This window comes from Sphingomonas montanisoli (assembly GCF_008274695.1).
Taxonomy (GTDB): Bacteria; Pseudomonadota; Alphaproteobacteria; order Sphingomonadales; family Sphingomonadaceae; genus Rhizorhabdus; species Rhizorhabdus montanisoli.
The window spans coordinates 1-22,505 of the sequence record NZ_VTOU01000002.1; the positions used below are offsets into that span (position 1 = coordinate 1).

Genomic DNA, 22,505 nt, shown 5'->3' on the forward strand with positions numbered 1-22,505 from the left:
GTCGTGCGCACCTGGCTGTCGTGCTTCATCCATCGATCTGTCGTCGCGTCATCCCAAAGCGGGCGCATCACGCCGCTATAATAGTAGAACTGGTTCCAACCCGAGCAGTCGGGCTTGAGGCGGCACCGATAGCGCCGGTTGACCAACGAGAAGTTGCCGCCGCGATCGGCAAGCAAGGCATCGAGATCGACAGCGCGCCACTTCTTGCAGGTATCGCAGCCGACCCTGACGATCCATGTCTCGGGCTTCTCCCCTCGCGCCTCGATCATTTTGGCGACGGTGTGCGTCCAGTTCGGAAAGAAGGCAGGCGGCGAGCGTCCCATATCAGATCAGCGCGAGCTGCACCTCGGCTGAGGCGTCGATCGGGGACCAAGGATCGCGAGCGCCGAGAAGCCTTTCGTCCACGTCGAGCGCCATCGCGAGGTGCAGTCGATCGTCCTCGCGAAGCCGGCGGGGCGAGCCGCGTTCGATGAATTGCTGCAGGTAGGCTTCGTTCCGACCGATCCGCTTCGACAGGTCGAGCAGCGTCGTGCCGCGCTGGGCGGCAAGAAACTTGATCCGCTCCCTGATCGTGTCGGGCGACGGCATTGCGGTCATAGCTGGCTCCTCGAATCGTGCGGGGAGCTGACATAGAATGTTCTGATTTTGTTCTCAATCGACCAGACCCGATCGGTTGGCAAAAATGGCCGCCCGCGTTTTACGCGCCGGACCTAAGCTATTGAGCGATAAGGCGGGGAAAATCGCGCGTTTTACACGGGAGGGCCCGAAAACGCTGGCGGCTCGCCAGCTTGGAAGGCTAGACAGGTGAAGGGCGGCGCAATGCCGCCCTTCGTTTAGCGCTGCTGACGTCCAGGCTTGTCGTTAGGACGACGATGCCGCCAAAGCTGGCTTGATCTCGACCAAACAATTTCGTCACCCGGCGTCTTGGCGCGGAAGGCAGCAAGAACCGTCTTGTCGAGGGCCCAGTTGCCATTTTTATTTCGGTAAACGAGTTCCCGATTTTCTCGGGCCACGTGAGACGCAACCGTGCTTTGATACAGGGTGGCGCGTTCCGCGAGCTGCAGAACCATCCAGTCTGCGACTTCGGCGGCGGTCATTGATCGCCTCCGGCTCGCCGGAGTGTGGAAATCCGGAAGACGTTTTCCTGATGCTTCTCACCAGCGAACCAGACGCAACGCGCGTCAGTTTCGAACATCTCGTCGACCGTCATTTCGGGACCGCCTGATTTAAGGCGGACAATATCACCTTCAACAAACACTTCAGCCATATCTTCCTCCGATTATGAGGCGGCGTCGGAGCCGCCTATGATCGCGGGCTGATGATCAATCGTAGAAACCAGATGATGTGAACTAGCCGGCGGCGGGTATCTTACGTTTCCGTAGGCCGGCATCGTTAGGATCAAGTCAGGCTCGTGTATCCCATCAGCGGTCGCGGTCTTACTTCGTCTTCGTGGGATCGTTGAGCTTGTAGGTCATGCCTTTGCCCGGGGTCGGCGGAAACGGCTCGCCGCGAACGACAGTGCGCTCCACCTTGGTGTCGCCGCCGCGCGGCCCGACGATACCATACTGACCAGATTTAGGGGCTTCCTGCCCCGGCTTGTACGAACCCTTTGACATTCAACTTACTCCTCGAACCCTGTCGTCTATCAAAACTGAAGCGCGATCAGGTGACGGACATTTGGGAACGATCGTTTCGGGTTCAACTGTTCATTAACAGTATTATTACAGTGTGGGAATTTTGCCACACCAGACCTGTCGCTGCAGCCAGCGCCGGTGTCACAATCTTGCGGTTGGGCGGGAGTTGGACCGTTCGTTGCGCGCGCTGTGCTCGCAAGCGGCTAAGGATCAGCCCGTGAACAAAGTCCGGGACTATTTCGGGACTTTCCCTTCCGCGTAATGCCGTCTAAGGCCGCTCGATGCCGCGTAACCAGAGCGCGGCGCCTGCCTGCAAAGGCCGGAAAGCTTGATATTCCTTAGTCGGGGAGTGGCGCAGCCTGGTAGCGCATCTGGTTTGGGACCAGAGGGTCGCAGGTTCGAATCCTGTCTCCCCGACCACTTTATTCATATCAGTAAATTCAATAACTTAACGACACTCTGCTGTAGCAAATGGCGAGCATTTGCTGTAGCAAAACTGAGGTCCGTGACGGCGCTCGATCCGTCATTTGCTCAGCCGATCCATCATCGATATGGCACGCTTACTCGTTCGCGCAGAGAGATTAGCGGATGACCGACGGCGGTCTCGAAGCCATTTTAATGCTCAATCGCTCAGCGCTGCTCCGTTTCCTGTCGCTGCGTAGCGGGGGAGCGGATCCGGAGGATTTGCTGCAGGAATTGTGGCTGAAGGTGCAATCGCTGGAAGCGGGGCCGATCGCCGAGCCGCGCGCCTATCTGTTCAAGATGGCGGACAACCTTGTCCATGATCGCCGCCGTGCCGATCTGCGCCGCAATAGCCGCGACGATGCGTGGAGCGGTCTCGGTCGGGGCGCTTCGCCCACCGCCTCCACCCAGCCCACGCCCGAAGAGGCGCTGATTGCGCGGCAGCAACTTCGTCTTGTCGATGAGGCCATCGATGCGCTTGGCGAGCGAACCGCGCTGATCTTTCGCAGCTATAGGCTCGAAGGCATGGGGCAGCGCGAGATTGCGGATAAGGTCGGCATCAGCCTGAGCGCGGTCGAAAAGCATCTGCAGAAGGCCTATCGTGCCCTGACCGACATGAAGGATCGCCTGCATGCGGATTCATTGAATCCGCGGCGTCGTGGCACCGAAGGACATGAAGATGTCGCCGAGTGACGACCAGATGAGGGAGGCCGCGATCGCCTGGTATCTCCGGCTCCGCGAGCCGGCCGATGCCGATTGGGACGGGTTCATGGCCTGGCTCGAAGCCGATCCGCGACATGACGCGCTCTATCAGGAGGTCGCCGATGCGCATGACGGCTATGGCGATCTGGTCGAGGCGGTCGATGCGCACAGGCCTTCGAACGACAATGTGCAGACAAATCCGCGGCGACTGAAATTCTTCGCCGGCATCGTGACGGCGGCGGCAGCCTCGGTCGCGGGGATCGTCGGCTATCCGATGCTCACGGCCTCGCCGGCGACCTATGCGGTCGAGACCCAGCCGGGGCAGCATCAGACGGTGCGGCTCGACGACGGGACGCGGATCGAATTGAACGGCGACACGAAGATCATGCTGCGCAAGGGCGACGCGCGCTTCACGTCGCTCGATCGTGGTGAGGCGACCTTCACGGTCGTTCACGACGCGAGCGACCCGTTCGAGGTGCATGTCGGCGCCGATGTCTATCAGGATGCCGGAACGGTCTTCGACATCACGCGCGATAACAATGGCGCGGTCGAGACGGCTGTCTCGCATGGCGCGGTGCTCTACAATCCGGGCAGCGACGCTGTTCGGATCGAAGCGGGCAGGGTGCTGCGCACAGACCGTGGTCGTGCCACGCTCGCTTCGATCGATACGGCGACGGTCGGGACGTGGCGCGATGGCCGATTGATCTACAAGCAGGCGCCGATTGCACGGATCGCGAGCGACGTGTCGCGCAATCTAGGTGTTCCGATCCGGGTGTCGCCCGACATTGCGGCACAGACCTTCAGCGGAGTAGTGATTCTCGGTGGCGACGACAGCACCATCCTGCCGCGGATCGGCGCGATCCTCGACATCTCGGTCGCCCGCGAGGCTGATGGCTGGCATATGTCTTCACGGGCTCGCGACAGCCGCTAGAGCGGCTACTCCAGCTGCAGTTCTGCTGATGCTGGCATCCCCCGCTTTTGCGGAGGCGCCGCAATCGCTGGACGTGCCGGCAGGGTCATTGTCCGACACGCTGGGCATTCTCGGGACGCAGGCCGGCATTTCCCTCGGCGTCTCGGGAGATATCGGTCGGCATCATCGCAGCAACGCGGTGCGGGGGCATATGCCGCCGTCGATCGCGCTGCGCCGGATGCTCAAAGGCACCGGCCTCGATTTCGTCGCGATCGACGCGCGCAGTTTCCGCATTTTCGAGCGACCCGCGAAAGTCACGAAAGCCATTGCCCCGGAAGCGCCGACGCCCGTGCGCGATATCGTCGTGACGGCCAGCAAGCGACAGACTGCGGTGCAGGATTTTCCCGGCACGCTGACGGTTCTGGGCTCCGGCGATCTCGATACCGATCGGCTGGGTCGCTCGGGGACGCAGGCGATCATCAACGCCATCCCGTCGATTGCCTCGACCCATCTTGGTCCCGGCCGCAATAAGCTGATCATCCGTGGGGTCGCCGACAGCAGCTTCACCGGCCCGACCCAGGCGATCGTCGGCCAATATCTCGGCGATATCCGCCTCAACTATAACGCACCCGATCCCGACTTGAATCTCTACGATATGCAGCAGATCGAGGTGCTGGAGGGGCCGCAGGGCACGCTTTACGGCGCCGGATCGCTGGGCGGGATCGTGCGGCTGGTTCCGAACGCACCGACGCCCGATCGCTGGGGTGGTTCGGCCGCGACCGGCATCGGCATCCGTCGCAGCGGCGCGATATCGAACGACCTTGCGGGCATGATCAACGCGCCGCTGATCGACGATGTGCTGGCGATACGGGCGGTCGCTTATCGATCGGTCGATGGCGGTTATATTGACGATGTCGGTCGCGGGCTGAAGGATGTGAACCGATCGGTAACAGAAGGCGGCCGGTTTGCGCTGCGGCTGACGCCGGGGGACGGCTGGACCATCGATCTTGGCGTGACGAGCCAGGATATCGACAATCGCGACAGCCAATATGCCGAGCGCGGCTTGCTCCAATATCGAAGGGCCAGCGCGATCGCCCAGCCGTTCGACAATGACTATCGGCTGGGCGCGCTGACTATTTCGAAGGACTGGGGGCGCACCCGCTTGGTCTCCGCAACGGGGTTCATCCGGCACGAAGTGGGCGAAGTCTATGATGCGACCGGCGCGGCCCTGGTGCCGATCGCGTTCAACCAGCAGAACCGCATCACCCTGATCACCAATGAGACCCGTCTGTCGCGACGAGGCACGGACGGACACGGATGGCTGATCGGCACGTCAATCATCGTTAACCGCGAGCGCCTGACCCGCGATTTCATCAGCGCGGGCAGCGCCACGACGATCACTGGCGTTCGTAACGCCGTCACCCAAATGGCCGCTTATGGCGAGTTCAGTTTCCGTCCCTTGCCTCGCGTGGTGACGACCATCGGTGGCCGTCTGGCCTTCAGTCGGTTGTCGGGCGAACTGCTCGATGTGCTGCAGATCGAGGGTGAGCCGAAGCGCAGCGAGGTCGAGATATTGCCTTCATTCGCGCTCAGCTGGCGGCCGCGCGATCGGCTGACGCTCTATGCCCGCTATCAGGAAGGCTTTCGGCCCGGCGGCCTGTCGGTATCGCCCGGCGCCGCGCAGGTCGCTTCGCAGCGTTTCACCGGCGACAGCATCTCGACCTACGAAGTGGGCGCGCGGTTCGGCGATGCGCGAAAGGACCGGTTCCACGCCGCGCTCAGCGCGTCCTTCGCGCATTGGGAGCACATCCAGGCCGATCTCGTCGATGCCGCAGGTCTGCCTTACACGGCGAACCTCGGCAACGGGCGGATATTGGGCCTCGAATTGTCGGCTGCGATGCGGGTCGATCATGTCTGGCGCATCGACGCCGGCCTGTTCCTCAACGACAGCGAACTAAGGCGGCCCGAGGCGGGCTTTGCGGATGCGCGCGGCGCCGAACTACCGAATGTCGCGGCGATCGGTGGCCGGATCGGCATCAACTTCAACTATCGACTGGCGGGTGATTGGCGGATCGAAGGCGGCGGGTCGCTCCGCTATTTCGGCCATTCGCGCCTTGGCGTTGGGCGGCAACTGGACATCGTTCAGGGCAAATATGCCGAAACCGCGTTCAACGCCCGGCTGGGCACCGGGAGATACGGCTTCTCGATCGGTGTGACCAACCTGCTCGACCAGGCGGGCAATCGCTTCGCACTCGGCAATCCGTTCGGCGTGATGGCGCGACGACAGGTTACGCCGCTGGCTCCGCGCACTGTCCGGTTCGGTGTCGACGCTCGCTTCTAGTCGAGCGTGGCCAAGAGGATGACCCAGAAACCCCCCGCAAACACGCAAGCGAGCGCAATCGCGACCTCACTGGGGCAGCCGCATAGCGCCAGCAACCACCACATGATCGGGATGGGCAACACATAGGTGACGACCTGTCTGACGAACCAGATCGCGCATAGCCAGGCGATGGGGGGCGGTAGCAGATGGATGGCGGTCCGTCTGACGATCGGCGAAAGGGATTTCAGCATATTGTCCGGGCGAAATTGTGCGAACGGCCGGCTTCGAACGCACGCCCGATCCCGCCACTGCGCCCATGACGCCGCGCTGCTAGAAAACCCGCACCAATTTCAGCGGCGTTGACGATTGTGCGGGAGCGGCAACGTCACCTGCACCGCAAACCCCGTCTGGCCGTGCAATGCCGCGCGCCCGCCATGAGCGCCGGCAATGGCTGCGACCAGCGCAAGGCCCAGGCCGTGCCCTGGCGTCGATCGTGCGCGTTCGGATCGCGCGAAACGCTGAAATATCCGACCGCGATCGGCGACAGGAATACCGTGGCCATCATCCGAGATGGTCAGGATCGCGCTGTCGGTATCGGCCTGTAAGGCGACTTCGATAATGCTACCCTCGGGCGTGTGGCGCAGCGCATTGTCGAGCAGGTTCGTCATCGCTTGCGCCAGTAAACGGCGATCGCCCCGCACGCTGATGCCGGGCGCCACGACGCTGCGCAGCATGCGACCGCTGGTCTCGATATCGGGCTGATAGGTTTCGACCATCTGATCGGCGATCTTCGACAGATCGACGAGTTCTCGTGGAAGGCGCTCGGCCATGCCTTCAACTTCGGAAATGCGCAGGAGCGCGGCGAAGATTTCGAGCAGTTCGCCTGCTTGTGCGCGCGCCGCCTCGATCGCGGCGGTCGTGTCGCCTCCGGCTGGGGCGGCAAGCGCGGCATCGAGCCGACTGCACAGGCGTGTCAGAGGCGTGCGCAGGTCGTGCGCGACGTCGCTCGACAACTGACGGAGGTTATCCATCAGCCCGGCGATGCGATCGAGCATATGGTTGAGCGTGCCGGCGAGATTGTCGAACTCGCTGCCGGAATCATCGCGTGGGATGCGCCGCGACAGATCGCCCGCGATGATCGCCTGCGCGGTCGCATCGATCTGCGCGAAGCGGCGGCGCGTGAACCAGCCGATCGCGGCCGACGCGCCGATGCCGAGGATCAGGATGGCGGCGAAGGTTCCGCCGAACAAGGTCGCGAGGATCCTGTCGATCCCGTCCAGCTCGCGTCGATCGGCCCCGACGACCAGCAGGCCCCCGGCGACCGGTGTCGCCATCACCTGCGCGATGCCGGGGCCGGATCGATCGCGGAAGGCGAAGAGTTCCTCATAGCCGACCCGGATCGGCTGTTCGGCGGTCATCGTGCCGGCGAGCCTGCGCCCCTTTGCGTCGACGAGCAGATAGTGGAGGCTCGATTCGGATCGGGCGGCCTGCCGCCGTCCGATAGCCGCCATGAGACCGTTCAGCGTCTGCGCGCTGGGTTCGGCCAATATTCCAGCCGTCTCGACCGCGACGCGATGATCGAACTGTTCCTCGAGCGCTTCGTGCGTGACCTGATAGGCGATCGCCCCGACCGTCACTGTGGCAAGCGCGAAGATCAGCGCGACGACGACCGCCAGACCCGCCGTCGATTTCCAGAAGCGCCGGAGCATCAATCGCCCTTGATCATGTAGCCGGCGCCACGCACCGTTTCGATCGCATCCTCCTCGAACCCAGCGTTGAGCTTCGAGCGGAGGCGGCTGAGGTGGGTTTCGACGATGCTGGTCTTGGGATCGAAATCGAAATCCCAGACCCGTTCCAGCAGCATGGTGCGCGTCATCACCCGGTGCGGATTGCGCATCAGTTCGGCAAGCAACGCGAATTCGCGCGGCTGGAGGGTGATCCGACGGCCGGCGCGGTGGACCGAACGGCGATCGAGATCGAGAATGATATCGCCCACGGTCAGGCGACGAACGGCGATCTGCGGGGCTGGGCGGCGGCCAAGCGCGTGGAGCCGGGCGAGCAGTTCGGAAAAGGCGAACGGCTTGACCAGATAATCGTCGGCGCCGGCATCGAGCCCCTCGACCCGATCGGCGATACCGCCCACCGCGGTCAGCATCAGCACGGGCACGGTATCGCCGGCGGCGCGTAATGCCTTCACCAGTGACAGCCCGTCGAGACCCGGCAGCATCCGATCGACGACGATCACGTCGAAGCCGCCGCCGGTCGCTTCGAACAGGCCGTCGCGCCCGTCCTTCATGCTCACGACCATATGGCCCGCCTGTTCAAGGCTGGCGGTGACGAACTGGAGCGTGTCGGCATCGTCTTCGACGAACAGGATCCGCATCGCCCTTGCCTAGACCTTTCCACCGGTGATTTGCCAGCCGCCACCCAGCGCGCGGAACAGGGCGACCTGCGCCTGCGCGACCGACTGGTCCGACTGGACCTTGGCAAGACGGGCGGCGGCATGGACCCGTTCGGCATCGATCGCGAGCAATGGGGCGGCGTCGCCGATCCTGACCCGCGCCGCCGCGCGCCGCGCATAGAGCGCGGCATCGTCGAGCGCGAGGGCGAGATCGCGGTTGCGCCGCATCTCGGCATCATAGGCGGCCAGCGCCGTCTCGACCTCGCGCAGCGCGTTGAGCACCGCCTTGTCCCAATTGGCGAGCGCCGCCTGTTCGTCCGCCTTCGCGCCGCGCAGCTTGGCGCGGGCGACCCCCTGATAGGGAAAACTCCAGCTGATCAGCGGGGTGAGCGCGGCATCGAAACGCCCCGCGAGCAGCCCCAGCGCGGTGCCGAGATTGATCTTCGGATAGAGATCGGCGCGCGCCACGCCGACCCGTGCTGCGGCGGCAGCGAGCTTGCGGTCGGCCTGGCGCAGATCGGGGCGACGGAGCAGCAGCGCGGCGCCGTCGCCGACAGGCAGCATGCCCGTCGTAAAGGGCGATGCGGGACAGCCGATCGCGAAGCGGCGCGCCTCGGCCGGCACCTTTCCCTGCAACAGGCCAAGCCGATAGAGCGCGTTCGTCCGCTGCGCTTCGAAGGGGGGGATGGCGGCGCGACTGCTCGCGGCGAGAGTCGACGCCTGTGCGACTTCGAGCGGGGAGACCTCGCCCGCCGCAAGCTGATCGCGGGCGAGCGCGGTCGACCTGTCCTGCGCGGCTGCGATCTCGGCGGCGGCGGCGCGGCCACGCTCGGCGGCGCACAGGTCGACATAAGCGGCGACCGTATCGGCGACCACCGCGACGCGGACCCCGTCATAGGCCGCCTGCTGTGCCTCCGCATCGGCGCGGGCGGCGAGCGCGCTTGCCCGCAGCTTGCCGAACAGGTCGACATCCCAGCTGATTGCGCCGGCCACGTCCCAGTCGGTCGACGGCACAGTCGATGCGCTCGGTTGCGCGCTCGTCTTGTCGACGGTCAGTCCGCTTTCGATCGCGGTCTGCGGCAGGCGCTGGCGGTTGGCCTGCGACTGCGCCGCGCGGGCGGCATCGAGATTGGCGAAGGCGATGCGCAGATCTACATTGGCCGCCAGGCTGGCGGCGATCAGCGTGTCGAGCGCGGGATCGTCGAACAGGCGCCACCAGTCGACCGGCACCTGATCGGGTGAGGTCAGCGGGTTGGCTGCGAAGGGTGCCTTCGCCTCTTCGGGCACTGTCGGCGCCGCCATCGCGGCCGTCGCGACCAACGCCGCGATCGGGACAAGCGCGCGCATCATGCCAGCGCCTCCTGCTGCGGCGCGCGTTCGGGTTCGCGGCCGAAGCGTGCATAGAGCGCGGGCATCAGGAACAGGTTGAGTGCGGTCGACGAGATCAGGCCGCCCAGGATCACGATCGCCATCGGATGCTCGATCTCATGCCCCGGCGCATTGCCCGCGACGACCAGCGGCACCAGCGCAAGGCCCGCGCAGGCAGCCGTCATCAGGATCGGCACCAGCCGCTCCTCCGCACCGCGCAGGATCAGCGCGCGGCCGAAGGGCACGCCTTCGTGCCGTTCGAGATGCTGGTAGTGTGACAACAGCATGATCCCATTCCGCGCGGCGATGCCGATCACCGTGACGAAGCCCACCAGCGACCCCAGCGACAGCAAACCGCCGGTCAGCGCCACCGCGACCACACCGCCGACGAGCGCGAACGGAAGACTGACACCGACCAGCGCGGTGATTCGCAGCGATCGGAACTCGGTCCACACCAGCACGAGAATGCCGATCAGGCAGAAGAAGCCGGTGAAGGCGAGCCGGGTCCGCGCCTCGCGCAGCGCCGCATATTCGCCGAGGATTTCGGGGTGATATCCGGTCGCGAAGGGCAGCTTGGCCACCGCCGCCTCGACCTGTCCTGCGACGGTGCCGAGATCGGCGCCTGCGACGTTGAGGCTGACGTCGATCCGGCGTTGGCCGTTCTCGCGCTTGATCTCATTGGGGGCGGGTGAGATCTGGATATCGGCGACATCGCCGAGGCGGACGGGCGCGCCCGTCGGCGCCTGGATCATCAGGTCGGTCAATGCGTGGAGATCGCCGCGCACCGCCGGTTCGCCCCAGATCGCGACGTCGAACGATTTCTGGTCGCGGTAGATTTCGCCGACCTTCTGTGCCGCGACCAAAGTCTGCGCTTGCCGCCGCACTTCACCGGCGCTCAGGCCCAGACGGGCAAGATCGGCCGGGCGGGGGCGGATGCGGATCTGTGGCACCAGCACCTGGCTTTCGACCTTGAGATCGGCGACGCCGGGAATGTCGGCCACCGCTGCGCGCACCCGCGCGCCGGCCGCGCGCAATTCCTCCTGATCGGGGCCGTAGATGCGGACGACCAAGGTTGCGCCGGCGCCGGTCAAGACCTCCTTGATCCGCTCGCGCAGATAGGTGAGCACGTCGCGGTAGAGGCCGGGATAGCCGTCGATGATCGCCTTGATGCGGCTGACAGACGCATCATAATCGGCTTTCGCGTCCAGGCTGATCCAAAGCTCGGTGAAGTTGGGGCCGACCACCTCGTCCGCCGCTTCGGCGCGGCCGATATGCGCGCCGAAATTGCGGACACCGGGGACGCTGCGCAACTCCTTCGACGCGCGGATCGTGATCCGATCCATCGCCTCGATCGAGGTGCCCGGCTTCTCGACGAAGTGCATCAAGAAGTCGGTTTCGCGGAAATCAGGGAGGAACTGGTCCTTGAAGCTCGCATAGCCGAGCGCCGCGAGTGCGAGGCCGGCCGCGACCACGCCGATCGCTATGCGCGATCGATCGATCGTACCGGGGAGCGCGCGGCCGTAGCGGCTCTTGAGCCAGCCGACGAGCCGCGTGTCGCGCTCCTCGCGATTGGGCGCGTTGGGGAGCAGCATCAGGCACAGCGCCGGCGTCACCGTAAGCGCGACCAGCAGCGAGGCTGCGATCGCGAGGACATAAGCGATGGCGAGCGGCTGGAAGAAGGTGCCTGCGACCCCACCGAGAAAGAAGATCGGCAGGAAGACAAGCATCACGATCAGCGACGCGAACACCACCGCCGATCGCACCTCCAGCGATGCGGACAGCACCACGTCGAAGGCATGGCGCGGCTCCGCCGCTTCGCGGTTCAGTTTCAGGCGGCGCGCGATATTTTCCACATCGATGATCGCATCGTCGACCACTTCGCCCAGAGCGATGACGAGGCCGGCGATCACCATCACGTTGATCGTGGCGCCGCTCCACAAGAGCACCAAGGCCGCGCCCAGCAGCGACAGCGGGATCGCGACGAGGCTGATCACCGCCTGCCGCCAGTCGCGGGTGAACACGAAAAGCACCGCGACGACCAGGACGCAGCCGATCATGAGCGCGCGGGTGAGATTATCGATCGATCGTTCGATGAAGGTTGCGGGACGGAAGATCGTCGTGTCGACCTTCACGTCGGTAAGGCCGGGCTTGAGCTCGGCGATTGCGGCTTCGACCTTGCGGGTGAGTTCGAGCGTGTTGGCCGACGGTTGCTTTTCGACGATCAGCATGATGCCGGGGCCGTCGTCGATGATCGCATTGCCGATCGGCGCGGCGTAGCTTTCGACAACGCGCGCGACATCGCCGACGCGGACCGGCGCCTCGCCGCTCTGCTTGACGATCGCTTGCGACAGATCCTCGGCGGTCTGGATCACGCCGATTTGCTGCACGCTCATCCGCTGATTGGGCGTGTCGACGAAACCGCCGCCACCGACCAGCACCGCATCGCCCGCCGCCGCGCGCAGTTCGGCCAGGGTCACGCCCGCCATGCGCAGCCGATCGGGATCGATCAGGATCTGAAGCTGGCGATCGCGCTGCCCCCACATCGCGACATTGGCGACACCCTGCACCGCCATCAGCCGTGGCCGGATCGTCCAGCGAACGAGTTCGGAGAGCTGCATCTGGTCGAGCTTTTTGGAGGACAGACCGATCTTCATCGCGCGGCTGGTCGACGAGAGCGGCGGCATCACGACCGGTTGGCGCGCGGCGGTGGGCAGGCGCGGCTGCACCTGCGCGACGCGCTCGCCGACCATCTGGCGCGCGCGCATCACGTCCGATCCACGCTCGAACAATATCTGCACCGACGACAGGCCGAGCACTGACTTCGATCTGAGGGTCATCAGGCCCGGCACGCCGTTGACCGCGGTTTCGATCGGCACGGTGACGAGGCTTTCGACCTCCTCGGTCGAAAGGCCGGGCGCTTCGGTCTGGATTTCGACCATCGGCGGGGCGAATTCGGGGAAGACGTCAAGCGGAACGTCGCGGCCTGCGCGAATGCCCAAGACGACCAATAGCAGCGCCGCGCCGATGACGAGGACACGCTGGTGCAGCGAAAAAGCGATCAGGCGCGCGAGCATCAGTGCGCCGCCCCGAACTCGATCCCGAACAGTTCGGCCGCGCCGGTGGTAACGACCTCGGCGTCGATATCCAGCCCCCGTCCGATGAAGGCGGTGCCGTTCTTTTCGGCGACCACGTCGACCCGCTGGCGCAGATATTCGGCGGGCTTGGTGCGCCGATAGACCCACTCGCCGCCGTAGATGTCGCGGACCAATGCCGCGGTGGGGATCGTCGCGCCCCGGCGTTCGCGGCCCACCGGCAGATCGACCGCGACGCGCTGACCGATCCGGAAGCGGCGATCAGCGTTCGGGACGCTGTAGTAGAGATCTACAGTGCCAGCGACCGCATTGGCCGAAGGGGCGGCGTCAACGGGTGTGGCTGCGCGCGACGATTGCGCATCACCCAGCGCGTGGACCGTCACCGGTGCGCGCCGGCCGATCACCGAGAGATCGCTCGAGAAAAGCGAGACGCGAACCCATAGACGGCGTTGATCGTCGAGCGAGGCGATCGATGGCCCCAGCAACTGGCGCTGCGCATGTGCCGCCGAAGCCGCTGCATCGGCCGCCGCGAGAGCCGCCGCCGCCTCGTCGCGCGCCCGCACGCTGCCCGCCTCCTGCCGCACGAGCGCTTCGGCGCGATCGAGCGCGATGCGGGCAAGTTTCGCCTGCGCGACCGTTCGTCGAACTTCGCCGTCGGCCGTCGCCTGCTGGATCGAAAGCTGCTGGAAGTTCGCGGCGGCGCCGGCTGGCACGCCAGCACTGTTGGCGGCGGGAGCGACAATCTCACCGGGTGCCTGGCGCACGGCTCCCGCAGCGCCGGCACCGACTCTGGTCGTCACGATGCCGAGCCTTTTGTCGGCTTCGGGCGTCAGCCTGATCTTCAGCAATTCGCTTTCGTGCGCGGTCAGTTCGGTCTTGGCCGGGGGCGCCGCGGACTTGCCGGCGGGGCTGCCGCAAGCGGCGAGCAGGAGCAGCGGGGGGATGAGGGCGATGGTGCGCATGCGCCGTCCCTAACCGACCGAACTGTGGCGGCTTGTTGGGGTAACCTTACAATTTCCCAAGGTTCGCGCAGGGCGCCGCGTTTCTTACCGTTGGAATACAAGTTGGTAAGGCCGGCTTCCGTCGATGGACAGCCGCCATGAGCGCGATCATCTGGCTCCGCAAACGCGACTTAATCGCAATAACAATAGCAGGGAGCCTTACCGTGTCCGTTCTTCCGTCCTCCGCCTTTTCGCGCCTTCTGCTCGCCTCGGTCAGCGTCGCGAGCCTTGCTTCGCCGCTAGCCGCGGCCGCGCCCAGCGAGAGCGAGACCATCATCGTCATCGGCGAAAAGGAAGCGGAGACCGGCTACAAGGTGACGGACTCGGTATCGGCGATGCGCACCAACACGCCGCTGGTCGATACGCCGCAGTCTATCACGGTCGTGACGGCGAAGCAGATAGAGGATCAGGCCGCCAACAGCATAGGCGATGCCGTCCGCTACACGCCCGGCATCTATTCGGCGCAAGGCGAAGGCAATCGCGAAACGCTGGTGATCCGCGGCATGACCACGACGGGCGACTTCTTCGTCGACGGCATTCGCGACGACGTTCAGACCTATCGCGACCTTTACAATATCCAGCGGCTCGAAGTCTTTCGTGGATCGAACGCGATGACCTTCGGCCGTGGCGGCACCGGCGGCCTGATCAACCGTGTCACCAAGGTCGCGGGCTGGGACGATGTGCGCGAAGTGCGGCTCGAAGGCGGTATGTATCAGCATTATCGCGGCCAGTTCGATCTGGGTGGCGCGGTGAGCGAGGCGGTCGCGCTGCGCGTCACCGGCGTCTATCAGAACAGCGAAAGCTATCGCGACGGCGTGAATTATGAGCGCTGGGGCATCAACCCGACCGCTTCGTTCCGCGTCGGCCCGGATACTTTGGTCCAGGTCGGCTACGAACATTTCAAGGATGAGCGCATCGCCGATCGAGGCGTGCCTTCGCAGTTCCGCCCGGCGACGACGATTGGCCCGGTCGGCCCGCTCGCCACGCCACGCGGCCAGTTCTTCGGCGATGCGGAAGGCAGCCCGACTTCCACCAATACCGATGCGGGCAACCTCTACATCTCGCACGACTTCAGCGACACCGTGTCGATCCGCAACCGCACGCGCTACGCCGACTATGACAAGTTCTACCAGAACGTATTCACGTCGGGCCTGAACACCGGCGCGCTCAACAACACCGGCGCCGCGACCGGGGCTCCGGGCCTACCGACCGGCAGCTATGCGGCCGGCACGATCGCCGGCATCCAGGCCTATAATCAGGCAACGCGGCGCAAGAATCTGGTCAACCAGACCGATCTCAATGCCGAGTTCGCGACCGGCGGCATCAAGCACACCCTGCTGATCGGCGCCGAATTCGCGAAGCAGAAGACGGGCAATATCCGTCTGGAAGGTCTGTTCCCGCAGACCGTGGCGACCAGCGCCGGTGGCACCACCACCTCGAACGTGGTGACCACCTATGTCCGCCCCGCCAGCCCGCGTATCCGTCGTCCCGACATCGTCTGGCAGCCGCTTGCCAGCAGCGGCGATAATTACGGCACGCTGGCGGTCTCGGCCGGCTACGTTCAGGATCAGATCGAACTGACGCCGCAGTTCGAAATCGTGCTGGGCGTGCGTTATGAACATCTGGTGACGAAGGTCCGCGATCGCCGCACCGTCGGCTTCCCAGCGACCCAGCGTCGTGATTTCAAGACCACCGACAATCTGTGGTCGCCGCGTGCGGGCCTAATCTACAAGCCGGTTGAAAATGCCAGCCTCTATGCCAGCTTCTCGCGCAGCTATCTGCCGCGTGGTGGCGATCAGCTCGCGGGGCTCAACCTCACCAACGAAACGCTTAATCCCGAGCGTTACGAGAATTACGAACTGGGCGCGAAGTGGGACATCAATCCCAACTTCAATGTCTCGGCCGCCATCTATCAGCTCGATCGCGACAACGTGATCGTCCTGATCGATCCGAACAATCCGGGTGCCGGCACCGAACTGGGCGGTGGCCAGCGTTCGAAGGGGTTCGAGCTGGGCGCATCGGGCAAGCTGACTCCGCAGTTCAGCGTGGTTGGCGCCTACACCTATCAGGATGCCGAGTTCACCAAGGCGATTTCCGCCACGGTGCGCGCCGGCGCCGAAATCCCAAACGCGCCGCGCCACAGCGCATCTTTGTGGGGGCGCTATGACGTGACGTCCGACATCGGGCTGGCGCTCGGTGCGATCTATCAGGGCCGCCGCTATGCGGCGCAGGACAATCTTGTGCGCCTGCCGGGCTTCACCCGGTTCGACGCGGCATTGTTCTACAAGATCACCGAGAATGTCGACGTGCAGGTCAACATCGAGAACCTGTTCGACAAGCGCTATTTCCAGTTCGCGCATAGCAACACCAACATTACGCCGGGCAGCCCGACGTCGGTGCGCGGTGCGATCAACGTGAAGTTCTAAGTCATCGCGGGGAGTCTGGCCGGGGCCAGGCTCTCCGCTTTCCCCGCAGGCGGTCAGGTGGAAAGCACTCCACGAATACTCTCGAAGCGAACAGCGCGTGAGCGGAAGCTCATCCTGTTGCTGCGCCTGCAGCACTCAACGACTGGCGAGAGTCAGCGCGAAACCCTGCTCGCGAACTGGCCGAAAGTGGATGGGGCTTCGGTGAGCCGCTTCGTCAGGCAGTTGCGACGGCTCGACATAACGATCCTCTCCCCGGAATCTCTCCATATTTCGGCCGACGAAAGGTCGGTCTTAAAGGTTCTGGCTGTCAGCCAGCGGCAATCGCCTGGCGTGGAGATCATCGATCCGGCTCTTCGACTCGCAGCCGAGGATTTAGGAATGGAACTGCGGGAAAGCGGGACGAAGCTACCTCTACAGGCACCATTTGCGGCCACGTCCGTCCGCGCCGGTCCGCTGATCCGCGAACTATCGCCGGCTGCCGACACAGTGGAGTTGCTCCCCGCTCGCGCCAGAACGGGGGAGTTGCGTGCCCGCGCGCTCGAAATGGTTCGGCGGTCCGCGACGGTCCATATCCGCACATTCTTGAGAGCCGGTATCTCGCGTCAGAATGTCAGTCGGCTTTGCGCAGATGGTCTGCTCGCAAGGGCGGGGCGCGACCTTTATCGATCCTTGTCGCCCTCATCCAACGGCGAATGAGCGAGCGGAATGGCCAATCGGATCGTAAGACCGCGGCCGACACGATCGACATCTGCCGACCCGCGGTGGGCTAGGGCGACCGCACGAACGATAGCCAGGCCCAGGCCATGTCCGGGAACACCCCTTGATGGTTCGAGCCGTGACAGGCGTTCGAAAATCGCCTCCGATTTCTCCGGCGGGATGCCGATACCATCGTCGCTGATGCGAACGATCGCCATGTCGGCCGTCAGATCCATGTCGATGAAGATACCGGCGCGGGGGCCGGCGTGCGTCAGCACATTTTCGAACAGATTGACGAACGCGCGCATCAGCAATTGTGCGTCGCCGTGGACGGTGGCGGGGCACAGGCGCAGTTCGACATAGCGATCGTCGTCGTGGAAGGCGGGGCGATAGGTGTCCGCAATATCCTCGATCACTTCGTCGAGCCGGACGGGCCGGAAGCGTTTGCGGGCGCCGAAGCCTTCGATCTCGGTGACGCCGAGGAGGCCGGCGAAGAGATCGAGCAGGATTTCGGTATCCGCGATCATCCGGCGCAGCGCATCGGCGGTGTCCGCCCGATCTTCGCGACGCAGCAGTTCGTCCATCTGCTGGCGGACGCGGGTGAGCGGGGTGCGCATGTCGTGCGCGATGTCGCTCGATACCTGACGCAGATTGCGCATCAGGGCTTCGACCCGGTCGAGCATGTCGTTCAAGATTTGCGACAGCCGATCGAATTCGCTGCCCGATCGATCGAGCGGCACGCGGCGCGACCAGTCACCGTCGATGATTCCCTGCGCGGTGCTGCTGATCGCGGACAGACGGCGTTCGACCAGGCGACCCAGCGCGATGGCCGCGACGACGCTCGTCAGCAGGATCGCGGCCAGCCCGATGAGGAAGATTGTGATGATGCGATCGTCCGTCTTGTCGAGGGCCAGCCGGTCCCCTGCCACGACCAGACGGCTGCCATCGGGGAGCGAATGGGTCAGCGCCTGCGCGAAGCCGCGGCTGCCGTCCGGTCGGCGGATCGGCAGGAACTCCATCCACCCGTCCACCGGCATGTGTGCGACCAATGATCCCGCGATCCGGTGGCCGCTCTTGTCGGTCAGCGCATAGCCCATGATCCGCTGCGCGCCGTCGACATCGGCGAGATAGCCGGTGTTGCCCGCGGTTACGCCATCGCGCGCCCTGACGAGGGTCGCCAGTTCGTCGAGGCTGTGCGTCCGTCGGAAGTCGACCAGCGCCTCCATTTCCAGTTCGAGCCTGTGGTCGATCTGGGCCTCGATCTCCTCATGCGAGGTATAGACGGTCGCGGCACCGATCAGCACGACGACAAGGCTGGATATGGCGGCAACCGTCATCGACAGGCCACGCACGCTCCTGAACGGCAGGCTAAGCTTCATCGGTGGCCAGGATATAGCCCGATCCGCGCACGACACGGATCACATTGCCCTCATGCCCCGCGTTGAGCTTGGTGCGCAGCCGGCTGATATGGGTTTCGACGATGTTGGTCTTCGGATCGAAACCGAAATTCCACACCCGATCGAGCAGCATCGTCCGCGTCACCACCCGGTTGGCGTTGCGCATCAGATATTCGAGCAGGCTGAACTCGCGCGGCTGGACGTCGATCGGCTTGCCGCTGCGGCGGACGGTGCGGCGGACCAGATCCATCTCGATATCGCCGGCCCGCAGCATCGTCTGCGGCGGGGTGCTGTCGTTGATTGGCAGGCGGCGGGCCAGCGCGACCAGCCGCGCGGCGAGTTCGGCGAAGGCGAAGGGCTTCACCAGATAATCGTCCGCTCCGCCTTCCAGCCCGGATACGCGATCCTCGATCCCCGACATCGCCGACAGGATGATCGCTGGCGCCTTGCACCCTGCCTCACGCGCAAGGCGCAGGACGGTCAGCCCATCGAGTCCGGGGACCAGCCGATCGAGGATCAGGACGTCGAAATCGTCGGTCAGGATCAGGCGCAGCGCGGCCTTGCCATCGCTTTCCCAGGCAACGTTATGCCCCAGCTCGGCCAGACCCTTCACGAGATAATCGCGCGCGTCCCGATCATCTTCGAGCAGCAATATTCGCATCATGCCCACATGGTTAGCCCCATAAGCAGGATGGCAGGGATGATCACCTTCAACCATTGGCATTTCTATACGATTTCCCAATGTTTCTGCTTTGTGTGGACCGGTCGTCGCGCATGAATAAAGAGCCTGATTGCGATTCATTCTTAGAAGCAATCGCAATAGCTGCAAGCGGGTTCATCTCCCCTTGCGAAGGGGCTGGACATGGCACGACGCGCGATTACGGAATTGCATCACAATGAGCGGCGAACGCTCGTTTTGCTGCGCGGCGGTGCGGTCGGCGAAGCTGAGGCACTCATCGTCGCATTTCAGAGCCTGCGTAGAGCCTGCGCGGATCATGATGTCGTGGTGTCGCACCCCGGCATGCGACAGGCATCGAGCGACGAAGTCGCGCTGCTCGGCTGGCTTTCGAAGCTGCAGCGTAAATATTCGATCCTGCCCGGCACGGTGCCCGACACGCTTGTGACGTATCTCGGCGAATGCGCCGCTCGCCTGCGTGATTCCGACATTCGCCTGCCTCAACGTGGCTTGGGGAGCGGCCATGCGCCGGCAAGTGCTCGCGGAGCGGCGGAATCCCTGCCCGTCTGGACGATCACCCGCAGCCGACCGAGTCCGTCCGATGCCAGGACGCGCGCCCGCAGCGTGATCGGCGATCGCGACGTCGTTAGCGCGAGCGATTTCGTCGCATCGGGAATTTCACGCCAGTGCCTGAGCAACTGGTGCCGCGACGGCCTGCTCGAGCGCGTCAGCACCGGCTGGTATCGCGCGCGCCCGGCCCTCGCCGCCGCGCTGAGCTGAGCCGACCCACACATTCCTGAAGAGGCGCGACGAACGCGCCCCAAAGCAAAAGGGGTATCAATGAGCACATCCACATCTGATCGCCTGATCGAGACCGGCACACCCGCCTTTCTGGCGCTGTCGTGTGTCGGCTTCCTGGTGTCCGCGCCCGCAGCGGCGCAGACCAGCGATGCGAAGCAGCCCGAAAAGCCTGCTGCCTCCAAGGACCTCGGCAGCTTCGAGGTTACCGATACCGCGCTCGACGAAGGCTATAAGGTCGAACGGACCGAGAGCCCGAAGGCGATCGCGCCGCTGCTCGATACGCCGCGTTCGGTGGTCGTGATCGACAAGCAGGTGATCAAGGACACCGGCTCGGCAACTCTCGTCGATGCGCTGCGCACCGTGCCTGGCATCACCTTCGGCGCAGCGGAGGGTGGCAATCCGATCGGCGATCGCCCGTTCATTCGCGGCTTCGACACGCAGGGTTCGACCTATGTCGACGGCGTTCGCGACATCAGCGCGCAGAGCCGCGAAGTTTTCGCTGTCGAACAGATCCAGGTCGTGCGCGGTTCGGATTCGACGCTCGGCGGCCGTGGCGGCGCGGGCGGTTCGCTCAACATCGTTTCCAAGATGCCGCAGCGCGAGACCTTCGTCGTCGGCGGCATCAGCTATGGCAATGCCGACTACAAGCGCGTCACCGGTGACGTGAACGTCCGCGTTTCCGATCTCGTCGGCATCCGCCTGAACGCGATGTGGCACGATCAGGACGTTGCCGGCCGCGACGCGATCTTCCAGAAGCGCTGGGGCGTCGCGCCGTCGATCACGATCGGCATGGAAAACCCAACCAAGCTCAACATCGGCTATTACCATCTCGACACCGATGAGCTGCCCGACAGCGGCATTCCCTATTTCTACACGATCGGCAACGCGCCCGGCACTGGCGAAATCTACTCCGCCCCGTTGATCGGCACCGGCACGACGATCGGTGGCACCACCGGCACCGTCGATCGCAGCACCTTCTACGGCCTGAAGAATCGCGACTTTCGCGACAGCAAGGTCGATCAGTTCACGCTGCGTTTCGATCACGACTTCGGCAACGGCCTGAAGTTCCGCGGCACCGGCCGCTACGGTCATATCACGCAGGGTTACATCTACACCCAGCCCGACGATCAGCAGGGCAACGTCTATGGAACCGCCGCGACGAACACGACTACCGGCGGCGTCACCAACTTCATCAACGGCGGCTATGTGTGGCGTCGGGCCAACACCCGCTACAGCGAGACCGACAACTGGAGCTACCAGGGCGACGTCTATGGTGCGTTCAACACGGGTTCGGTGAAGCACAGCTTCTCGACCGGCGTTGAATGGTCCTACGAGCGCGCAGCACGCGGCACGTATGTGCTGGCGACCGGCAGCACGGTCAGCCCGCGCTGCAACGCGAACACAATCGCGCGCTTCTACTGCACCAGTCTGTTCAATCCGAACCCGAACGATCCGTTCGTGAACTATACGAGCGACACCTCCACGACGACCACGCCGATCGTGCGTAGCGCGCCGCCGACGCGGATCATCAACACCGCCTACACCAAGGCGCTCTATGCGTTCGATTCGATCACGCTCACCGAACAGCTCATTCTGAACCTCGGTGCCCGCGTCGATCGCTACACGTCGAAGTCGGAACAGGCGGCGACGGCGACGGGGCGGCCCACGCTCAGCCGACACGACACGATCTTCAACTATCAGGCCGGCCTGATCTTCAAGCCTTCGGCGAACAGCAGCCTCTATGCGTCCTATGCGACGTCGGCCACGCCGCCCAACAGCCTGATCGGCGAAGGGCAGGAGGGCAATGGCGTCGTGACCACCGCCCCGGCCGGCAGCACGATCCAGGCGGCGACCGATGCGCTGAAGGTCGAAAAGACCAAGTCGATCGAAGCCGGTGCCAAGATCGAATTGTTCGAAGGTGCGCTGTCGATCAACGGCGCGGTGTTCCAGACCAAAACGACCAACGCCCGCGCCACCGGCCAGAACAACACCGTCGAGTTCATCGGCACGCGGCGCACGCGCGGTTTCGAACTGGGCTTCAACGGTAACGTCACCCCTGAGTGGAGCCTGTTCGGCGGCTATTCCTACCTCGATGCCAAGATCACCGATGGCGGCTTTACCGCTCTGACGGCGGCGGCGGTTACGGGTCAGGCGGCCAAGACGGTGCTGGTGCCGTCGGTCAACAATGGTCGCCAGTTCCCGCAAACGGCGAAACACAGCTTCACCCTGTGGACCGACTATAAGGTCACCTCGGCCCTCTCGATCGGCGGCGGCGCCTTCTATGTCAGCCGTGTGTTCGGTGGCTATTCGGACAATCGCACCGCGACCCAGACCACGGCGGGCGTCGTGACCGTCAACCCGGCGACAAAGGTCGTATCGCGCACGATCCCCAGCTACTGGCGCTTCGATGCGCGCGCAGGCTGGAAGATCAACGATCATCTCGATCTGGCGATCAACGCCAACAACCTGACCAACAAGACCTATTTCAACCAGGCTTACACGGCGCATTATGCTTCGATCGCGCCGGGGCGTTCGGTGTTCGGAACGCTCAATTTCAAGTATTGAGTGGATTGATGCATTGGTGGCCCGTCCCGTCAATGGGGCGGGCCGCTTTCGTTT

19 protein-coding genes and 1 tRNA gene are annotated in these 22,505 nt (G+C 64.3%); 8 read left to right on the forward strand and 12 right to left on the reverse strand.

Features of this window, described 5'->3' with window-relative positions:
* The 5 genes from FYJ91_RS05690 to FYJ91_RS05710 form a co-directional block, all read right to left on the reverse strand.
* Positions 1-323: hypothetical protein (locus FYJ91_RS05690; RefSeq protein ID WP_149521344.1), on the reverse strand; the 323-nt coding region annotated here is incomplete at its 3' end.
* A gap of 1 nt (position 324) precedes the next feature.
* The gene (locus FYJ91_RS05695) at positions 325-597 is read right to left on the reverse strand and encodes a hypothetical protein (protein ID WP_149521345.1); all 273 of its coding nucleotides are present in this window, start codon (positions 595-597) and stop codon (positions 325-327) included.
* A 236-nt stretch (positions 598-833) separates the two neighbouring features.
* Complete coding sequence (locus FYJ91_RS05700) at positions 834-1,097, reverse strand: DUF6953 family protein (protein WP_149521346.1); 264 nt, start codon at positions 1,095-1,097, stop codon at positions 834-836.
* The gene (locus FYJ91_RS05705; RefSeq protein ID WP_149521347.1) at positions 1,094-1,267 is read right to left on the reverse strand and encodes a YodC family protein; all 174 of its coding nucleotides are present in this window, start codon (positions 1,265-1,267) and stop codon (positions 1,094-1,096) included. Before FYJ91_RS05705 ends, FYJ91_RS05700 begins: the two co-directional genes overlap by 4 nt.
* A gap of 169 nt (positions 1,268-1,436) precedes the next feature.
* Positions 1,437-1,616, reverse strand: coding sequence for a YjzC family protein (locus tag FYJ91_RS05710; protein ID WP_149521348.1), 180 nt, complete (start codon positions 1,614-1,616; stop codon positions 1,437-1,439).
* Positions 1,617-1,977: 361 nt separating this feature from the next.
* On the opposite strand from FYJ91_RS05710, the gene FYJ91_RS05715 reads away from it, so the two are divergent.
* The 4 genes from FYJ91_RS05715 (at position 1,978) to FYJ91_RS05730 (ending at position 6,049) form a co-directional block, all read left to right on the forward strand.
* Positions 1,978-2,054 (forward strand) — tRNA-Pro (locus tag FYJ91_RS05715).
* Positions 2,055-2,222: 168 nt separating this feature from the next.
* Positions 2,223-2,789 (forward strand): RNA polymerase sigma factor, encoded by a 567-nt coding sequence (locus FYJ91_RS05720; protein WP_149521349.1) that lies wholly within the window; start codon positions 2,223-2,225, stop codon positions 2,787-2,789.
* Positions 2,776-3,729, forward strand: a complete 954-nt coding sequence (locus FYJ91_RS05725) for a FecR family protein (protein WP_149521350.1) — start codon at positions 2,776-2,778, stop codon at positions 3,727-3,729. Before FYJ91_RS05720 ends, FYJ91_RS05725 begins: the two co-directional genes overlap by 14 nt.
* Before the next feature lie 28 nt (positions 3,730-3,757).
* Complete coding sequence (locus FYJ91_RS05730; protein WP_149521351.1) at positions 3,758-6,049, forward strand: TonB-dependent receptor; 2,292 nt, start codon at positions 3,758-3,760, stop codon at positions 6,047-6,049.
* A gap of 329 nt (positions 6,050-6,378) precedes the next feature.
* Here FYJ91_RS05730 and FYJ91_RS05735 read toward each other — a convergent pair whose 3' ends face one another.
* The 5 genes from FYJ91_RS05735 to FYJ91_RS05755 are packed head-to-tail and all read right to left on the reverse strand — an operon-like array spanning position 6,379 to position 13,851.
* Positions 6,379-7,737: a HAMP domain-containing sensor histidine kinase gene (locus FYJ91_RS05735; protein ID WP_149521352.1), complete on the reverse strand. Its 1,359-nt coding sequence runs from the start codon at positions 7,735-7,737 to the stop codon at positions 6,379-6,381.
* The gene (locus FYJ91_RS05740; RefSeq protein ID WP_149521353.1) at positions 7,737-8,411 is read right to left on the reverse strand and encodes a response regulator transcription factor; all 675 of its coding nucleotides are present in this window, start codon (positions 8,409-8,411) and stop codon (positions 7,737-7,739) included. The genes FYJ91_RS05735 and FYJ91_RS05740 overlap by 1 nt, the downstream gene beginning before the upstream one ends.
* A gap of 9 nt (positions 8,412-8,420) precedes the next feature.
* Entirely contained in the window at positions 8,421-9,779 is a 1,359-nt protein-coding gene (locus tag FYJ91_RS05745) for an efflux transporter outer membrane subunit (RefSeq protein ID WP_149521354.1), read from the reverse strand.
* Positions 9,776-12,871, reverse strand: a complete 3,096-nt coding sequence (locus tag FYJ91_RS05750; RefSeq protein ID WP_149521355.1) for an efflux RND transporter permease subunit — start codon at positions 12,869-12,871, stop codon at positions 9,776-9,778. Before FYJ91_RS05750 ends, FYJ91_RS05745 begins: the two co-directional genes overlap by 4 nt.
* Entirely contained in the window at positions 12,871-13,851 is a 981-nt protein-coding gene (locus tag FYJ91_RS05755) for an efflux RND transporter periplasmic adaptor subunit (RefSeq protein WP_149521356.1), read from the reverse strand. Before FYJ91_RS05755 ends, FYJ91_RS05750 begins: the two co-directional genes overlap by 1 nt.
* A gap of 203 nt (positions 13,852-14,054) precedes the next feature.
* On the opposite strand from FYJ91_RS05755, the gene FYJ91_RS05760 reads away from it, so the two are divergent.
* On the forward strand, positions 14,055-16,316 hold the full coding sequence (locus FYJ91_RS05760; RefSeq protein WP_246152480.1) for a TonB-dependent receptor: 2,262 nt from the start codon (positions 14,055-14,057) through the stop codon (positions 16,314-16,316).
* Positions 16,317-16,433: 117 nt separating this feature from the next.
* Positions 16,434-17,012, forward strand: coding sequence for a hypothetical protein (locus FYJ91_RS05765; RefSeq protein WP_149521358.1), 579 nt, complete (start codon positions 16,434-16,436; stop codon positions 17,010-17,012).
* On the opposite strand, the gene FYJ91_RS05770 is transcribed toward FYJ91_RS05765, so the two are convergent.
* Both FYJ91_RS05770 and FYJ91_RS05775 read right to left on the reverse strand, forming a co-directional pair.
* Entirely contained in the window at positions 16,976-18,391 is a 1,416-nt protein-coding gene (locus FYJ91_RS05770) for a sensor histidine kinase (protein WP_149521359.1), read from the reverse strand. The two genes, FYJ91_RS05765 and FYJ91_RS05770, sit on opposite strands and share 37 nt — an antisense overlap.
* On the reverse strand, positions 18,381-19,070 hold the full coding sequence (locus FYJ91_RS05775) for a response regulator transcription factor (protein ID WP_149522278.1): 690 nt from the start codon (positions 19,068-19,070) through the stop codon (positions 18,381-18,383). Before FYJ91_RS05775 ends, FYJ91_RS05770 begins: the two co-directional genes overlap by 11 nt.
* 201 nt (positions 19,071-19,271) lie before the next feature.
* Here FYJ91_RS05775 and FYJ91_RS05780 point away from each other — a divergent pair, with 201 nt between their 5' ends.
* Positions 19,272-19,865 carry a type IV toxin-antitoxin system AbiEi family antitoxin domain-containing protein gene (locus FYJ91_RS05780; protein WP_149521360.1) on the forward strand — a complete coding sequence of 198 codons (594 nt, stop codon included), beginning with the start codon at positions 19,272-19,274 and terminating at the stop codon, positions 19,863-19,865.
* Positions 19,866-19,925: 60 nt separating this feature from the next.
* Positions 19,926-22,451: a TonB-dependent receptor gene (locus FYJ91_RS05785; RefSeq protein WP_149521361.1), complete on the forward strand. Its 2,526-nt coding sequence runs from the start codon at positions 19,926-19,928 to the stop codon at positions 22,449-22,451.
* Positions 22,452-22,505 lie beyond the last annotated feature (54 nt).

What these genes read in the sequence shown, in the direction of transcription:
- FYJ91_RS05780 (WP_149521360.1), top strand. Translation starts at nt 19,272, where the DNA reads ATGGCACGACGCGCGATTACGGAATTGCATCACAATGAGCGGCGAACG.
- FYJ91_RS05745 (WP_149521354.1), bottom strand. Translation starts at nt 9,779, where the DNA reads ATGATGCGCGCGCTTGTCCCGATCGCGGCGTTGGTCGCGACGGCCGCG.
- FYJ91_RS05740 (WP_149521353.1), bottom strand. Translation starts at nt 8,411, where the DNA reads ATGCGGATCCTGTTCGTCGAAGACGATGCCGACACGCTCCAGTTCGTC.
- FYJ91_RS05710 (WP_149521348.1), bottom strand. Translation starts at nt 1,616, where the DNA reads ATGTCAAAGGGTTCGTACAAGCCGGGGCAGGAAGCCCCTAAATCTGGT.
- FYJ91_RS05770 (WP_149521359.1), bottom strand. Translation starts at nt 18,391, where the DNA reads ATGAAGCTTAGCCTGCCGTTCAGGAGCGTGCGTGGCCTGTCGATGACG.
- FYJ91_RS05700 (WP_149521346.1), bottom strand. Translation starts at nt 1,097, where the DNA reads ATGACCGCCGCCGAAGTCGCAGACTGGATGGTTCTGCAGCTCGCGGAA.
- FYJ91_RS05720 (WP_149521349.1), top strand. Translation starts at nt 2,223, where the DNA reads ATGACCGACGGCGGTCTCGAAGCCATTTTAATGCTCAATCGCTCAGCG.
- FYJ91_RS05755 (WP_149521356.1), bottom strand. Translation starts at nt 13,851, where the DNA reads ATGCGCACCATCGCCCTCATCCCCCCGCTGCTCCTGCTCGCCGCTTGC.
- FYJ91_RS05730 (WP_149521351.1), top strand. Translation starts at nt 3,758, where the DNA reads ATGCTGGCATCCCCCGCTTTTGCGGAGGCGCCGCAATCGCTGGACGTG.
- FYJ91_RS05750 (WP_149521355.1), bottom strand. Translation starts at nt 12,871, where the DNA reads ATGCTCGCGCGCCTGATCGCTTTTTCGCTGCACCAGCGTGTCCTCGTC.
- FYJ91_RS05785 (WP_149521361.1), top strand. Translation starts at nt 19,926, where the DNA reads ATGAGCACATCCACATCTGATCGCCTGATCGAGACCGGCACACCCGCC.
- FYJ91_RS05725 (WP_149521350.1), top strand. Translation starts at nt 2,776, where the DNA reads ATGTCGCCGAGTGACGACCAGATGAGGGAGGCCGCGATCGCCTGGTAT.
- FYJ91_RS05695 (WP_149521345.1), bottom strand. Translation starts at nt 597, where the DNA reads ATGACCGCAATGCCGTCGCCCGACACGATCAGGGAGCGGATCAAGTTT.
- FYJ91_RS05775 (WP_149522278.1), bottom strand. Translation starts at nt 19,070, where the DNA reads ATGCGAATATTGCTGCTCGAAGATGATCGGGACGCGCGCGATTATCTC.
- FYJ91_RS05705 (WP_149521347.1), bottom strand. Translation starts at nt 1,267, where the DNA reads ATGGCTGAAGTGTTTGTTGAAGGTGATATTGTCCGCCTTAAATCAGGC.
- FYJ91_RS05735 (WP_149521352.1), bottom strand. Translation starts at nt 7,737, where the DNA reads ATGCTCCGGCGCTTCTGGAAATCGACGGCGGGTCTGGCGGTCGTCGTC.